Annotated in this window: 13 protein-coding genes and 1 tRNA gene; 6 read left to right on the top strand and 8 right to left on the bottom strand. The window is 36.1% G+C overall.

What is annotated here, in order from left to right:
• Nucleotides 1-4: 4 nt before the first annotated feature.
• Nucleotides 5-77: transfer RNA gene (locus ACEN2H_RS13495), tRNA-Met, on the bottom strand.
• Nucleotides 78-194: 117 nt separating this feature from the next.
• Here ACEN2H_RS13495 and era point away from each other — a divergent pair.
• The gene (era, locus tag ACEN2H_RS13490; RefSeq protein WP_441733215.1) at nt 195-1,076 is read left to right on the top strand and encodes a GTPase Era; all 882 of its coding nucleotides are present in this window, start codon (nt 195-197) and stop codon (nt 1,074-1,076) included.
• 450 nt (nt 1,077-1,526) lie between these two features.
• Here era and ACEN2H_RS13485 read toward each other — a convergent pair whose 3' ends face one another.
• Entirely contained in the window at nt 1,527-1,691 is a 165-nt protein-coding gene (locus tag ACEN2H_RS13485) for a hypothetical protein (RefSeq protein WP_441733213.1), read from the bottom strand.
• A 104-nt stretch (nt 1,692-1,795) separates the two neighbouring features.
• Between ACEN2H_RS13485 and der the strand changes: the two genes are divergently transcribed.
• Together der and ACEN2H_RS13475 are read left to right on the top strand one after the other, a co-directional pair.
• Nucleotides 1,796-3,106, top strand: coding sequence for a ribosome biogenesis GTPase Der (gene der / locus ACEN2H_RS13480; RefSeq protein WP_441733211.1), 1,311 nt, complete (start codon nt 1,796-1,798; stop codon nt 3,104-3,106).
• A gap of 78 nt (nt 3,107-3,184) precedes the next feature.
• Nucleotides 3,185-3,976, top strand: a complete 792-nt coding sequence (locus tag ACEN2H_RS13475; protein ID WP_441733209.1) for an SDR family oxidoreductase — start codon at nt 3,185-3,187, stop codon at nt 3,974-3,976.
• A gap of 169 nt (nt 3,977-4,145) precedes the next feature.
• Here the strand turns inward: ACEN2H_RS13475 and ACEN2H_RS13470 are convergent, their stop codons facing one another.
• The 5 genes from ACEN2H_RS13470 to ACEN2H_RS13450 all read right to left on the bottom strand — a co-directional run bounded on the left by ACEN2H_RS13470 (nt 4,146) and on the right by ACEN2H_RS13450 (nt 7,461).
• Complete coding sequence (locus tag ACEN2H_RS13470; protein WP_441733207.1) at nt 4,146-4,952, bottom strand: TPM domain-containing protein; 807 nt, start codon at nt 4,950-4,952, stop codon at nt 4,146-4,148.
• Nucleotide 4,953: 1 nt separating this feature from the next.
• On the bottom strand, nt 4,954-5,391 hold the full coding sequence (locus ACEN2H_RS13465; protein WP_441733205.1) for a TPM domain-containing protein: 438 nt from the start codon (nt 5,389-5,391) through the stop codon (nt 4,954-4,956).
• A gap of 90 nt (nt 5,392-5,481) precedes the next feature.
• Nucleotides 5,482-6,069 carry a LemA family protein gene (locus ACEN2H_RS13460; protein ID WP_441733203.1) on the bottom strand — a complete coding sequence of 196 codons (588 nt, stop codon included), beginning with the start codon at nt 6,067-6,069 and terminating at the stop codon, nt 5,482-5,484.
• Between the two features lie 12 nt (nt 6,070-6,081).
• Nucleotides 6,082-6,414, bottom strand: coding sequence for a MerR family transcriptional regulator (locus ACEN2H_RS13455; RefSeq protein ID WP_441733201.1), 333 nt, complete (start codon nt 6,412-6,414; stop codon nt 6,082-6,084).
• 69 nt (nt 6,415-6,483) lie between these two features.
• On the bottom strand, nt 6,484-7,461 hold the full coding sequence (locus tag ACEN2H_RS13450; protein WP_441733199.1) for a M23 family metallopeptidase: 978 nt from the start codon (nt 7,459-7,461) through the stop codon (nt 6,484-6,486).
• 325 nt (nt 7,462-7,786) lie between these two features.
• On the opposite strand from ACEN2H_RS13450, the gene alaS reads away from it, so the two are divergent.
• From alaS to ACEN2H_RS13435, 3 genes are all read left to right on the top strand, one after another.
• The gene (gene alaS, locus ACEN2H_RS13445; protein WP_441733198.1) at nt 7,787-10,423 is read left to right on the top strand and encodes an alanine--tRNA ligase; all 2,637 of its coding nucleotides are present in this window, start codon (nt 7,787-7,789) and stop codon (nt 10,421-10,423) included.
• A 179-nt stretch (nt 10,424-10,602) separates the two neighbouring features.
• Nucleotides 10,603-11,382, top strand: coding sequence for a hypothetical protein (locus tag ACEN2H_RS13440; protein WP_441733196.1), 780 nt, complete (start codon nt 10,603-10,605; stop codon nt 11,380-11,382).
• 31 nt (nt 11,383-11,413) lie between these two features.
• Nucleotides 11,414-12,364 carry a GSCFA domain-containing protein gene (locus ACEN2H_RS13435; protein ID WP_441733194.1) on the top strand — a complete coding sequence of 317 codons (951 nt, stop codon included), beginning with the start codon at nt 11,414-11,416 and terminating at the stop codon, nt 12,362-12,364.
• Between the two features lie 140 nt (nt 12,365-12,504).
• Here ACEN2H_RS13435 and ACEN2H_RS13430 read toward each other — a convergent pair whose 3' ends face one another.
• Entirely contained in the window at nt 12,505-14,262 is a 1,758-nt protein-coding gene (locus ACEN2H_RS13430) for an aromatic amino acid hydroxylase (RefSeq protein ID WP_441733193.1), read from the bottom strand.
• Between the last annotated feature and the right edge of the window lie 30 nt (nt 14,263-14,292).

Here is a 14,292-nt window from a genome sequence, read left to right as displayed (position 1 = left end):
TTAGTAGCGGGAACTGGACTCGAACCAGTGACCTTCGGGTTATGAGCCCGACGAGCTGCCTACTGCTCTATCCCGCGTTGTTTCGGCTGCAAAGGTACAACGAAATTTGGCATTTGCAACAAAAATTTTAAAAAATGTTTTCTTTCATCTATTGAGTTGATATAACTACCTTTGCAAATTAAATACTATAATACATGTCACACAAAGCCGGTTTTGTAAATATCATAGGAAACCCAAACGTTGGGAAGTCAACATTAATGAACGCCTTTGTAGGGGAAAGGTTGTCTATCATTACGTCCAAAGCGCAAACAACACGCCACAGAATCCTTGGAATCGTGAACGGCGAAGATTTTCAAATGATTTTATCTGATACACCTGGAATCATCAAGCCAGCATACGAAATGCAAGCGTCCATGATGAACTTTGTCAAATCCGCCTTCGAAGATGCCGATATATTGATTTACATGGTGGAGATAGGAGAGCAAGATTTGAAAGATGAAGCGTTTTTCAATAAGATAGTACATGCTAAAATTCCAGTGCTCTTATTATTGAATAAGATAGATACTTCAAATCAGGAGAAATTAGAAGAGCAAGTAGCGTTCTGGGCGGAAAAAGTACCTAATGCTGAAATTTTTCCTATATCAGCTTTGCAGAATTTTAATGTTCCTGAAGTTTTTCAGAGGATAATTTCTCTGTTGCCAGAATCACCAGCTTATTATCCAAAAGATCAACTAACAGACAAACCAGAGCGTTTCTTCGTTAATGAGACCATTCGTGAGAAAATCTTATTGAATTACAGCAAAGAAATACCTTATGCGGTAGAGATTGTTACAGAAGAGTTTTTTGAAGACGAAAACATCATTAGAATCCGTTCTTTGATAATGGTAGAGCGCGAAACCCAAAAAGGAATTATAATTGGCCACAAAGGAGCTGCGCTAAAAAAAGTAGGGATGGATGCTCGTGCCGATTTAGAGAAATTCTTTGGTAAACAAATACATATTGAGCTTTACGTTAAGGTGAATAAAAACTGGAGAAGTAATGTGAATATGTTGAAACGGTTCGGATACAATCAATAGCCTTCTTTAGCGATAAAGTATCTTGTGAAATCATTGTAGAAACTTAGAAAGTCCCCATATAATCTCCTGTAGGTTATATGGGGACTTTCATGTTCAAATGAGTTAGCATTCATTATTTGAGGATTTTCTTATCGTATTAAAGTAGCTATCGAGTTCTTTCAACTGCTTGCGAATTTTTCTCCTGATAGCCTTAGACAAATAGTAGAGTGAAAACTAAAAAACTTTCATAAGGAGCATAATGGTAATGTCTAAAGTTATTAACATTACTTAATACGAAATCAGAGTAACTTATATCTCTAAAAACAAAAATAGGGAGGCTCTTATAAAATGAAGAAATATGAAGAATTGGCAAAGTGTAGGGTCTGGTTCAAAGATTCTTCTCAAATGAGTTGCTGAATGATTTTTTGGTCCTATTTCTAAATGCAGATGAGGTATCTAAAATATCTTTTTTTAAGGAGTAATGTCTAGCCAAATATGATTGTTACTAGTTTTCACAGTGAAATTAAACGACTTTAGGTTAGTGTATTTTTCGAATTTAAGAAGGAAGGAAGCGCTATTTTCTTCAATGTCTTTGTAAAAACGCAGCCGAAGTGTTATCTCATTTTCAGGATCCATATAGTATTTTTTAAGGTATTACGGCTTCGCTCTTAGCTAAGATAGTAAAATAATTGATATTCACGCTTTTTACACTACCTTTGCAAAATATTTGAATTTATATTATGAATAACATTGTTGCGATAGTAGGAAGACCTAATGTAGGGAAATCAACCCTTTTTAATAGGCTGATACAAAGAAGAGAAGCTATTGTAGATTCAGTTTCGGGAGTTACCCGTGACAGAAACTATGGAAAAAGTGAATGGAATGGAAAGGAATTTTCTGTAATCGATACAGGAGGATATGTTCGTGGTTCTGATGACGTTTTTGAAGGTGAGATCCGTAAGCAAGTGGAATTAGCCATCGATGAAGCAGATGTTATCATATTTGTAGTTGATGTTGAGGAAGGTATTACACCAATGGATGATACTGTTGCCAGACTATTGCGTAAGGTAAAGAAGCCAGTTTTACTTGCTGTAAATAAGGTTGATAATGCTATGCGTGAGAAAGACGCCATTGAGTTTTATAACCTAGGATTAGGTGAGTATTACACTTTTGCTAGTATTTCAGGGAGCGGAACTGGAGATTTATTGGACGCATTAATCCTATCATTTCCTATTAAGCCAGAACCAACGCAAGAAGAAATTGAATTACCACGTTTTGCCGTTGTAGGACGTCCTAACGCAGGTAAATCTAGTTTTATAAATGCTTTGATTGGTAAAGACCGTTATATTGTAACAGATATTGCAGGAACTACCAGAGATTCTATTGATACAAAATTTGATCGTTTTGGTTTCGAATTTAACCTAGTTGATACAGCTGGGATCCGTCGTAAGGCGAAAGTTAAGGAAGATTTGGAGTTTTACTCTGTAATGCGTTCCGTACGTGCAATCGAACATTCGGATATCTGTATTTTGATTATTGATGCCACTCGTGGATTTGAAGGTCAGGATCAAAGTATTTTTTGGTTGGCCGAAAAAAATAGAAAAGGGGTTGTGATTCTAGTCAATAAATGGGATTTGGTCGAAAAGGAGACTATGTCAACAAGAGACTATGAAGAAAAAATCAGGGAAGAACTAATGCCATTTACGGATGTGCCTATTCTTTTTGTATCTGCTTTAACAAAACAACGATTACTAAAAGCACTTGAAGCTACAGTAAAAGTGTTCGAAAGCAGACAACAACGTATCGCTACATCAAAATTCAACGAATACATGTTGAAAGTAATTGAAGCGTATCCGCCACCAGCTACAAAAGGAAAATATGTAAAAATTAAATATTGCATGCAGTTGCCTACGAAAACACCACAATTTGTATTTTTTGCGAATATGCCGCAATATGTAAAAGAGCCTTACAAGCGTTACCTAGAAAATAAAATTAGAGACAACTGGGACTTTTCAGGAGTGCCAATTGATATTTATATTAGAGAAAAATAGTTTTTATTCCTGTACTTATTTTAGAAAGTTTATTGAGTTAGTGATAACTCGATAAACTTTTTTACATTTATAGGAAAAATGGAATCGATAAATAGTAAGGTCGTCTGGATAACGGGAGCTTCAAGCGGAATAGGGGAGGCTTTAGCTTACGAGCTGTCGCAAAGAAACTGTAAACTCATCCTTTCGGCACGTAACGTTCAAAATTTAGAACAGGTAAAGTCGAAATGTGCCAATTCAGAAGTGGCTATTTTACCATTTGATTTAACTGATTTTGATAATGCCAAAAATCATGTCGCGACTGCGATTTCATTTTTTGGAAAAATTGATATTCTCATCAATAATGGAGGTGTAAGTCAACGTTCGCTTCTAGTAGAAACTGATTTTGACGTGGATAAAAAATTAATTGAAGTCGATTATCTCGGCACCGTTGCATTATCAAAAGCCCTGCTTCCGCATTTTATTCAAAATCAGAAAGGACATTTTGTAACCATTACCAGTTTGATGGGTAAATTTGGTTCTCCATATCGTTCCGGTTATTGCGGCGCTAAACATGCTTTGCATGGCTTTTTTGATGTGTTGCGTATGGAACACGAAAAAGACAATATCAATGTAGCACTAATCTGTCCTGGTTTTATCCAGACGAAGGTGGCTATTAATGCGCTTACGGCTGATGGTTCAAAGCAAAACAAAGACGACAGTGCGACCTTAAATGGAATGTCTGTCACTGTTTTTGCTAAAAGATTAGTTAAGGCTGTAGAGGCAAATAAATTTGAAGCTTACATTGGCGGCAAAGAAGTTGTAGGTGTTTATTTAAAACGCTTTTTCCCGAAATTACTGCACCGTTTTGTGTTAAAGAGTAAAGTGCGTTAATTTTTGTTTAAAATAAGTTGCTATAATCAGTCATTAAAACTAAATGTCTTTTTTTTAACCGATGTTTTTCAGACTATTTATTTTAAGTAGATTTGATTTTGTTAATGTAAACTGAGTTCAAAAAAAGCTGCGATTTGCAGCTTTTTTATTTATTTAGTCAATAGTTTTTTTACCAGCCTCCGCCAGATCCGCCACCAGAGAATCCACCGCCTCCAAAGCCGCCTCCAAAGCCTCCACCTCCAAATCCACCTCCAGATGAACCGCCGCCGAATCCGCCACCTCTGCCGCCACTTCCTAGACTACTCAAAAGAATGACATCAAGTAAACCGATACCTCCACCACGATTTCCAGAATTTCCTCCTCCTCCTTTATTTCTTGAAATAAGGACTAGGATGATAACAATGATGATGATGAAAGGTAAAAAAGGGAACCCCTTTTCTTTGGTTGCTTTTTTTCTTTCTCCTTTGTACTTGCCGTTAAAAACGTCAAAAAGAGCATCCGTTCCTTTGTCGAGTCCACTGTAGTAGCTCCCAGCTTTGAATTCGGGAATGATAATGTTTCGGGTTATTTCTCCTCCAATACCTGCCGTTAACCTGTCTTCAAGTCCATATCCTGGTGAAATCCATATTTTTTTTTCCGCTTTGGCTAATAAAATTAGGACTCCGTTATCGTCTTTCTCAGTTCCACCAATGCCCCACTCCTGTCCCCATTTTGGAGTAAGAATACCAATGTCTTCGCCTATTAAGCTTTCAATGGTGATTACAACAATTTGCGTTGTAGTGGAATCTGCATAATGGATCAATTTTTCTTCAAGTTGCGCTTTTTCAGATGCGCTTAATACCTTTCCATAATCATAAACACTAGTTTGAAAATCGGGTTTTTCTGGTATTGTAAATTGTGCAAAACCTATTTGAGTAATAAAAAAACAAACAAGTAGTTTTAAAAAAAGTGAGCTATTTAATTTAGATATAATCATATTATCCTTTTGAGATTTCGTTTGATAATTCATTCGTATCATCTTCGGACCATGGAAAATGTTTTTTCAATTCTTCTCCAGCTCTTAAAATACCGTCAATCAAACCTTGTTTAAAATTGCCGTTTTTAAAATGAGCGACCATAATATCTTTGGTACTGTCCCAAAAATCATTTTTAACAATGTTATTTATTCCTTGATCACCGCAAATTACAAAGGTTTTGTCTTCGACAGCTAAATAGATCAGAACACCATTTTTAAGTTGGGTTTGATCCATTTTTAGTTCATTAAAAACTTCCATTGCACGATCGTATGGATCTAAAGCGGTTGTTTTTTCTAAATGAACGCGAATCTCTCCAGAGGTGTTTTTTTCGGAGACAACAATGGCTTCAATAATTTCCTGCTCTTCTTCCTTTGTTAAAAAATCTTTTACTTTTGACATTTATCATTTTTTTTACCTGAATTCCACGAACCATAAAGTCCGTGGTTTCCAAGATTTTTGTTGTAAAACTAATTCCCTCTTGGGTAAGTTTTAAAATTTCACTTCAACTGGCGTCTCAGCTCCTTCAACAGCAGTGAAATAGGCTTTCTCTTTAAATCCAAATACACCTGCAAATAGGCTGTTTGGAAATGTTTTTATGTGCGTATTATACGGTTGTACCGCTTCATTAAAACGTGTTCTTGCCGTCAAAATTTGATTTTCGGTGCTGGCTAGTTCATCTTGTAACTTCAAGAAATTTTGATTTGCTTTCAATTCAGGATATCTTTCAACAGAAACCAATAGTCTTGATAAAGAGGAAGAAACTCCGCTTTGTGCTTTGTTGAATGCAGCTAATTGTTCCGGAGTAATATTCGTAGGATCAATAGTTGTAGACGTCGCTTTTGCACGAGCTTCAATAACTGCAGTCAAAGTGCTTTTTTCGAAATCTGCAGCGCCTTTTACGGTATTTACTAAGTTCCCTATTAAGTCATTACGCCTTTGGTAAGCTGTTTGCACGTTTCCCCAAGATTGCTCTACGCTTTGATTTAATGTTACAGCATTATTGTTAATTCCTTTAACCCAGCTGTACATTCCAATAATGATAACGGCTGCAATAATCCAAGGCAAGAATTTTTTCATGTTTATTTAATTTTAAAGTTGATTTTTAATGTTTGTTAATTGTGTTCTTATGGTTTCTAATTTTCTAATAATTTCAAACTTATCTAAGGTTTTCTTTTGTCCCTCTTTCAGATGGGTTTTGGCACCTTCTAGTGTAAAACCTCTTTCTCTTACCAGATGATAAATCAGCTGTAAATTCGTCACATCTTCAGGAGTAAACATTCGATTACCCTTCGCATTTTTTTTTGGTTTCAGAATGTCAAATTCGGAGTCCCAAAAGCGAATTAGCGATGCGTTTACAGCAAATGCTTTGGCTAGTTCGCCAATGCTATAGTATCTTTTATCTTTTGAAAGTTCAATATGCATTTTTCTGTTGAAAGTTTAATGTTACGCGTTTAAAGTCAAACCCTCCGCTATATAAATTTTAATTATAAATTAATCCAGTGACTGATTTTCCTGATTCGCCAATTTTGAAATGGCAACATATTCCACTGCCGAGATATTTCCGTAATAAAAATTTAGTGGATTCACTACTCTTTTATCTTTGTGAACTTCATAGTGTAAGTGCGGGCCTTCTGATCTTCCTGTGCTGCCTACGTAACCTATTATATCTCCTCGCTTAACTCTTTGCCCCGCCCTACAGTTGTACTTACTCAAATGTGCGTACAATGTTTCATATCCATAACCGTGCCTAATAACTACATGTTTACCATATCCCGAGGCCGTGTTGTCCGCTTGAGAAACGATTCCATCGCCGGTAGCAAAAATGGGTGCTCCTATTTTGGCTGTAAAGTCCATCCCTTCATGCATTTTACGTGCTTTGGTGAATGGGTCTGTTCTATAACCAAACCCTGAAGCCATACGCTTTAGGTTTTCATTTCTGACAGGCTGAATGGCAGGAATGGCAGACAATAATTTATTTTTTTCTTTGGCCAATTTTAAAATATAATCTAACGACTTCGATTGGATTGCCAATTCTTTAGTAAGGATATCCACTCTTTTAGTAGTTTTTGATACGAGCTGCGTATTGTCATATCCTTCTAAAACAGCATATCGATTTGCATCTTTAAATCCCGATTTTCTTTCTTCTTTCGGTATTGGTGAAGTATTAAAATAGGTGCGGTATAAATTATTGTCGCGGTCTTCAATTGCGGCTATTACATTGTCTATCTGATCCATTCTTTTAGTCAAAACGTCATAATTCAACTTCAAATTATCAATTTCGCGGATCAGTAGTCTGTCTTTTGGGGTGTCAAAATAGGGGGTGTTCAATAGAATGACAAAACTTAAAAATCCAAATAGTGCGGAAGCCACTAAAAACAAGGCAGCTATGCCAATCTTCTTTCGTTTTTTAATTTTTATTTTCCTATACGCTAGATTTTCCGAATCGTAATAATATTTTACCTTAGCCATATTTTAAAATACCCTATTTTTGCACTTTGTAAAGTGTTATTTAAACAAATTTAATAAATGTTTCATTTGTTCTACACTTTTTTCAGTAATAAATAAAATAATGTGCCTATTCCAGCTATTTGTTGCAAGTTCTCGATTAGGAATCTTTTTTTCTAATGATGCTTCAGGAGCTTCCTTTGGTCGCTCTGTAACATCAAGAAAAAAATAGATTCCCATATCTCTAAGCTTTCCACTACTATCTGGGGCAAAATAAATTAAAAGATTGAATGATTAAAAGATTGAAAAATTCAATTCTAACTAATTTTTTAATATTTAAATAAAAACAATGAACTCAAAAGACGTACGTAAACAATTTCTAGATTTTTTTCAAAGCAAAGGCCATTTAATTGTTCCTTCGGCCCCAATAGTTCTTAAAGACGATCCAACTCTGATGTTTAACAACTCGGGTATGGCACAATTCAAAGAATATTTCCTAGGGAATGCTACGCCAAAAAGTACTAGAATTGCTGACACACAAAAATGTCTTCGTGTTTCTGGAAAACATAATGATCTTGAGGATGTAGGTTTTGATACCTATCATCACACTATGTTTGAGATGTTAGGAAACTGGTCGTTTGGTGATTATTTTAAAGAAGAAGCCTTGCCTTGGGCCTGGGAATTTTTGACTGAAGTTTTAAAATTAGACAAAGACCGTTTATACGTTTCCGTTTTTGAAGGCAATGAAGCAGAAAATGTTCCTTTTGATCAAGAAGCTTTCGATATTTGGAAACAGTTCGTTCCTGAAGATCGCATTATCCTTGGAAACAAAAAAGACAATTTTTGGGAAATGGGAGATCAAGGACCGTGCGGACCTTGTTCTGAAATTCATATTGATTTACGTACTGACGAAGAAAGAGCTACAGTAACTGGAAGAAGTTTAGTAAATGCGGATCATCCACAAGTGGTAGAAATATGGAATAATGTATTTATGGAATTTAACCGTAAAGCCGATGGTTCATTAGAAAAATTACCAGCGCAACACGTAGATACCGGAATGGGATTTGAGCGCTTGTGTATGGCAATGCAAAATGTGACTTCAAACTATGATACCGACGTATTTACGCCTTTGATTGAAAAAGTAGAACAAATCACAGGATTGAAATATACTTCAAACGAAGTAAAAAACATTAGCGAAGAGCAAAACAAAACGAATATTGCTATTCGTGTTATTGTAGACCACGTGCGCGCTGTAGCTTTCGCCATTGCCGATGGGCAATTGCCGTCAAATACTGGAGCAGGATATGTAATTCGCAGGATTTTGCGTCGTGCTATTCGTTACGGATTTACCTTTTTGAATACAAAAGAAGCTTTTATTTACCAATTAGTAGCAGTTTTAGCAGATCAAATGGGTGATTTTTTTCCAGAAATCAAGTCGCAGCAAAACTTAGTGACTAATGTAATTCGTGAGGAAGAAACTTCTTTCTTGAGAACATTAGACCAAGGATTGCAATTGTTAGAAAATGTTATTGCAGAGACAGAAGGAAATGGAATTGCAGGTGCCAAGGCATTCGAATTGTATGATACTTTTGGTTTTCCAAAGGATTTAACAGCCTTGATTTTAAGAGAAAGAGGTCTAGAGTTAGATGAAGCTGGTTTTGATACGGCGATGCTAGCACAAAAAACACGTTCGCGTGCTGCTTCCGAAATTTCTACGGAGGATTGGTCCGTTTTAATTCCGGGGAATGTAGAAACATTTGTAGGTTATGATCAAACGGAATCAGAAGCGAAAATTACTCGGATCCGTAAAGTGGACTCTAAAAAAGATGGTATTTTATATCAAATCGTTTTAGATAATAGTCCGTTTTACCCAGAAGGAGGAGGCCAAGTAGGTGATAAAGGAACTTTGGTTTCGGCAAATGAGACGATCCAAATTATCGACACAAAAAAAGAAAATAATCTTATTTTACATTTCACAAAGCAATTGCCAGAGAATGTAAATGCGATTTTTATTGCAAAAGTAAGTTCGGATTTAAGAGCTGCGACTGCTAAGAATCATTCCGCTACGCATTTAATGCATTTGGCTTTGCGAACTGTTTTAGGAACGCACGTAGAGCAAAAGGGATCATTGGTAAATCCAAAAAATCTACGTTTTGATTTTTCTCACTTTGCAAAGGTGACTGATGGCGAATTGCAGCAAGTAGAAGACTTTGTAAATGCAAGAATTCAAGAGCAAATAGCGCTGATAGAAAGAAGAGATATTCCTTTCGCGCAAGCGGTAGAAGAAGGGGCAATGGCTTTGTTTGGAGAAAAATATGGTGATCATGTACGTGCTATTAAGTTTGGCGACAGTATGGAACTTTGTGGAGGAATTCACGTAAAAAACACTGCTGATGTATGGTATTTCAAAATTGTTTCAGAAGGAGCAGTTGCGGCAGGAATTCGCCGTATCGAAGCGATTACTGGTGATGCTGTAAAAGGATTTTTTGCTTCACAGGAAGAGCTATTAACTGAAATTAAAACTGCGTTGAAAAACCCACAAGATTCACTAAAAGCCGTTATAGCACTTCAAGAAGATAATGCCAAATTGAAAAAACAGTTGGATTCCTTGTTAAAAGATAAAGCGAAGAACATGAAAGGGGAGTTGGCAAAAGAATTGCAAGAAATAAACGGTATTCAATTTTTAGCAAAGCAAGTTGATTTGAGTCCGGAAGGAGCAAAAGATTTGGCTTATGAGTTGGGTAGTTTGGGGAATAACTTATTTCTTGTTTTGGCGACAGCCGAGGAAAGAAAACCAATGCTTAGCTGCTATATTTCCAAAGAATTGGTAGCTGATAGGAAACTTAATGCCGGACAAGTTGTTCGTGAATTGGGTAAGTTTATCCAAGGAGGCGGAGGAGGGCAACCCTTCTTTGCCACAGCTGGAGGAAAAAATATTGATGGAATTCAACATGCTTTGGAAAAAGCGATTGAGTTTATAAAGTAGCAACACCAAAAAATAATGATAGAAAAAAACGTGCCGTGGCGAGCAAGCCCAGTCTTATGCTTGAAGTCTACATTTGATTTAAAGATACGGCTCGTTAGTTTATATTTCGTACATTTGGTTGTAGTTATTGAAACTGTTGGTATTCAGAAGGATATAAACTATTCTTTAATAGTCCCTTAATGAAAAAAGCACTAAATATATTTTTAATTGTCTCCGTCCTTGCTGCGGTCTTTTACTCTTGTTCTAAAGACAAGGATGCCAATGTTAAATTGCTGAAACAATTAGTTGAGATAGATGCTGACGGAACATCGGTGACAACTGACTATAGCTATAATGGAAATGAAATAAAAAGTATTGATGGGCCTACGCAGCGTACAGATTTCAGTTATATGGATGGGCTTATTACTAAAATTATAGTATTAGATAAAACAAACCAAGAGGTCACTACCACTAAGTATAGTTATCTGAGAGGACAGTTAGTAAGCGCGAAGTCTGTAGACAACTATATAATAAATTACATGCCTAATTCAGATGGCTCGATTGCCTATGAAAAATTCTCAATAAACACGGGAGGGGGAAAAGTTAAAATTTATCATGGTGTTTTATTTTTTGAAAATAAAAATTTAAGCAAAGACGAAAGGACATTTGATAATGCTCCTTCGGGAGTTACCGTTACCTATAGTGTTGACTTTGAGTATGACTCTAAAAACAATCCGTTTTATTCTATCCTGGGATACGAAAAGTTACTGGAGCACGATGACTTTATTTCAGCAAACAATAGCTTAATAACTGTGTTCACTAATAGTTCTGCCCAAAATGATCAAATAATCTCTTCGGCAAATTTTTATAAAAGTACTTTCAAATACGATGAAGATGGCTATCCTACAGAAAGGATTTCAGAGGCTGTCATGCCTGTTAATGGAAATTCGGATTACTTGAAATCAAAGTACTTCTATTAATAAATTACTAAATTTTTAGAAATATTTAATCATGCAATTCAGAACTTTTGTTCCTATTTCTCAAAACAATTATAAAATAGATTACAACTCTAAGATTGTTTCTTTAGGATCTTGCTTTGCCGTAAATATGTCCGAGAAGCTGGATTATTTTAAGTTGCAGCATGTCTGTAATCCGTTTGGGATTTTGTTTCACCCATTGGCGATTGAGAAAATGATCAATTTTACTATTTTTGGAAAGCGATACACAGAAAAAGATGTTTTTTTTCATAACGAACGCTGGCATTGTTATGATGTGCATTCGGATTTAAGTAATTCAAATAGGGAGGAACTATTAATATCCTTGAATACAATAATCAAATCTACTAAACATCAATTACAAGAAGCTACGCATATTATTATCACTTATGGTACGTCCTGGGTCTATCGAAATATAGAAAGTGATACTATAGTTGCAAATTGCCATAAAGTGTCGCAAAAGCAATTCAAGAAAGAATTACTAGCAGTTGATGAAATTCAAGAATCTATTGCCAATACATTGGAATTAATTCATTCCGTAAACTCCAATTGCAATGTTGTTTTTACAGTTTCGCCAGTGCGCCACATCAAAGATGGGTTTGTGGAGAATCAATGGAGTAAATCGAATTTAATAGCTGCACTGCATCAAATTATCAAATGTCAATTATCAACTGTTAATTATTTTCCCAGTTACGAAATCATGATGGATGAACTTCGAGATTATCGTTTCTATGCCGATGATATGTTACATCCTAGCCAAGTGGCTATTGATTATATTTGGAAGCGTTTTAAGGAAACGACAATCGCAGAAACAGCATTCTCTACAATGGATGCCGTCGAGACAGTTCAAAAGTCTTTACAGCACAGGCCTTTCAATCCAGATTCAGAAAGTTATCAAAAATTTGAAACCAATCTCAAGGCAAAAATTAGTAAGTTGGTAGCTCAATATCCACTTATGAAATTTTAATTATGCCAAGAAGAGGGTATTACTTATTATAGTTTTAAATAAGAGAACCGCTTTTTTACCAATTAAATATTGCGAATTAGCGGTTGGTTTTTTTCTTCACTTTCAATAGAAATAAATCAGTTAATCTGTGGCTAAAAAACTTACACCTTTTCTTTTTCGAAAATCAAGTCCAAACCTCCAGTGATTAAATGCGCGACTTCAGGCCTTCTTTGTTTTAAATTTTCAAGATAATCCAGTAATTCTTCTAGTAGTTGAGTTTTGTTTCTATCTTTCAAGAGTTCAACGATTTCAATAGTGAGTAACCAATCATTAGGATGATCTGATTTTAATTTATTAAAAATAGGGACTAATGAAGTTTCTAAGTCTTTCGTTTCTCTTATTGAGCGAATGGCTTGATATAATTTTTCCAGGTTAGCACGTTCAGCACTATGTTTTGCTTTAATAGTTTTGCTGGACGGTAGATCTGTAATCAAATCAAAACTATTAGCATCAGCCGGGCCTGAAAAAGCCGAAACTAATTTCTTACCCACTGCCATATCATAAGCGCCCCATTCCGGTTGAAACAAAACAGTTTCGCCATTGGTCACTGTACAGTTGTTCATACGGATAAGGATAATTTCTCCTAGCAAGTTTCTAGATCCCGTAACGATATCTCCTTCAACAGTAATGTTACCTTCGAATTCTAGTTTTACGCTATTGCCTTCTGTTATGTTATACGCACTTAAGTCTTTGGGACTCATGTCCTCAATAGCTAGATTGATACCTTTTAGTTTCCCTATTGGGCTACCAAAACCTTCTGTATGACTAAGTGTTCCGTGACCAACTAATTCTTTCTCTCGAGAAGCCAAAGCAGTTTTCCCTGCAGTTTGTATATAAATAGGTTTGCCTTCATGTGCAATCACTTTAGTAAAAACACCTGAAACCTGCAAGCCTGTGCTTAATTCAATAGTTCCTAAAGCGCCAGATTCGATTAGTTTTTCTATTCCGGACAAACCGCCTGTTCGTAATGCCATTTTATTAGCAAACTCTTCAAGTACTAAACTTAAATGTGAAAAACTAGGCGTTACATAAAGTTGTGGTTGTAGTTTAGTGATATCAAAATTCTGATTTGCGGCTGATAGATCATAAGGGAGTTTCTTCACTTTGTCTGTCATGCAATGTGCGCTTTCGCCTATAGAAGAGAGCAAACCGGCGCCGTATATTTTTGGGTTTTCAACTGTGCCTATCAAACCATATTCAACAGTCCACCAGTGTAAGTTTCTGATCTGCGCCATTTCAGACAATTCGCTTATATTATTCTGCAAATCTTCCACCGCCTTTTCGGCAGCATCGATAGTTGCTTGTGGCGTGTCTTCTGCTTCTTTGACTATCGATAACAGTCTAATCGCTTCATACATTTGATAATCTTTGTCGGATGAAATCGCTTTGCAGCCTATTTCTCCAAAACGGCGTAAATATTCCGCATATTCTGGGTTGGCAATAATAGGAGCATGGCCAGCACCTTCATGAATAATGTCTGGAGCGGGCGTGTATTCAATGTGTTCCAACTGACGTATATCCGAAGCGATAACCAGAACGTTATACGCTTGAAACTCCATAAAAGCGTTGGGCGGAATAAATCCATCTACTGCAACCGCAGCCCAACCAATATCAGTAAGAATTCGGTTCATGCCATACATGCTTGGGATGTTGTCAATTTCTATTCCCGTTTTCTTCAAACCATCGAGATAAGAATTATGTGCTACTTTCGAAAGGTAATCCACATTTTTGCGCATCACATAACGCCATACAGCTTGATTGATAGGCGTGTAAGCGCTATAATCTTGAGGCTTAATAAATTGCTTTAAGTGTTTTGGCAATCGGTCTAATAACGGATTAGTTTCAATAGTTGGATTCATGTCGAAAACGTTGTAGTTGACATACAAAAG

Origin of the sequence: Flavobacterium sp. W22_SRS_FP1, from assembly GCF_052113685.1 — a bacterium.
Taxonomy (GTDB): Bacteria; Bacteroidota; Bacteroidia; order Flavobacteriales; family Flavobacteriaceae; genus Flavobacterium.
The sequence above is the reverse complement of the archived record's forward strand: the minus strand, read 5'-3'. Positions and strand labels throughout refer to the sequence as shown.

Coding starts and splice junctions, on each gene's coding strand:
- ACEN2H_RS13440 (WP_441733196.1), top strand. CDS start 10,603: ATGAAAAAAGCACTAAATATATTTTTAATTGTCTCCGTCCTTGCTGCG.
- ACEN2H_RS13435 (WP_441733194.1), top strand. CDS start 11,414: ATGCAATTCAGAACTTTTGTTCCTATTTCTCAAAACAATTATAAAATA.
- ACEN2H_RS13450 (WP_441733199.1), bottom strand. CDS start 7,461: ATGGCTAAGGTAAAATATTATTACGATTCGGAAAATCTAGCGTATAGG.
- ACEN2H_RS13475 (WP_441733209.1), top strand. CDS start 3,185: ATGGAATCGATAAATAGTAAGGTCGTCTGGATAACGGGAGCTTCAAGC.
- ACEN2H_RS13470 (WP_441733207.1), bottom strand. CDS start 4,952: ATGATTATATCTAAATTAAATAGCTCACTTTTTTTAAAACTACTTGTT.
- ACEN2H_RS13430 (WP_441733193.1), bottom strand. CDS start 14,262: ATGAATCCAACTATTGAAACTAATCCGTTATTAGACCGATTGCCAAAA.
- ACEN2H_RS13465 (WP_441733205.1), bottom strand. CDS start 5,391: ATGTCAAAAGTAAAAGATTTTTTAACAAAGGAAGAAGAGCAGGAAATT.
- der (WP_441733211.1), top strand. CDS start 1,796: ATGAATAACATTGTTGCGATAGTAGGAAGACCTAATGTAGGGAAATCA.
- alaS (WP_441733198.1), top strand. CDS start 7,787: ATGAACTCAAAAGACGTACGTAAACAATTTCTAGATTTTTTTCAAAGC.
- era (WP_441733215.1), top strand. CDS start 195: ATGTCACACAAAGCCGGTTTTGTAAATATCATAGGAAACCCAAACGTT.
- ACEN2H_RS13485 (WP_441733213.1), bottom strand. CDS start 1,691: ATGGATCCTGAAAATGAGATAACACTTCGGCTGCGTTTTTACAAAGAC.
- ACEN2H_RS13455 (WP_441733201.1), bottom strand. CDS start 6,414: ATGCATATTGAACTTTCAAAAGATAAAAGATACTATAGCATTGGCGAA.
- ACEN2H_RS13460 (WP_441733203.1), bottom strand. CDS start 6,069: ATGAAAAAATTCTTGCCTTGGATTATTGCAGCCGTTATCATTATTGGA.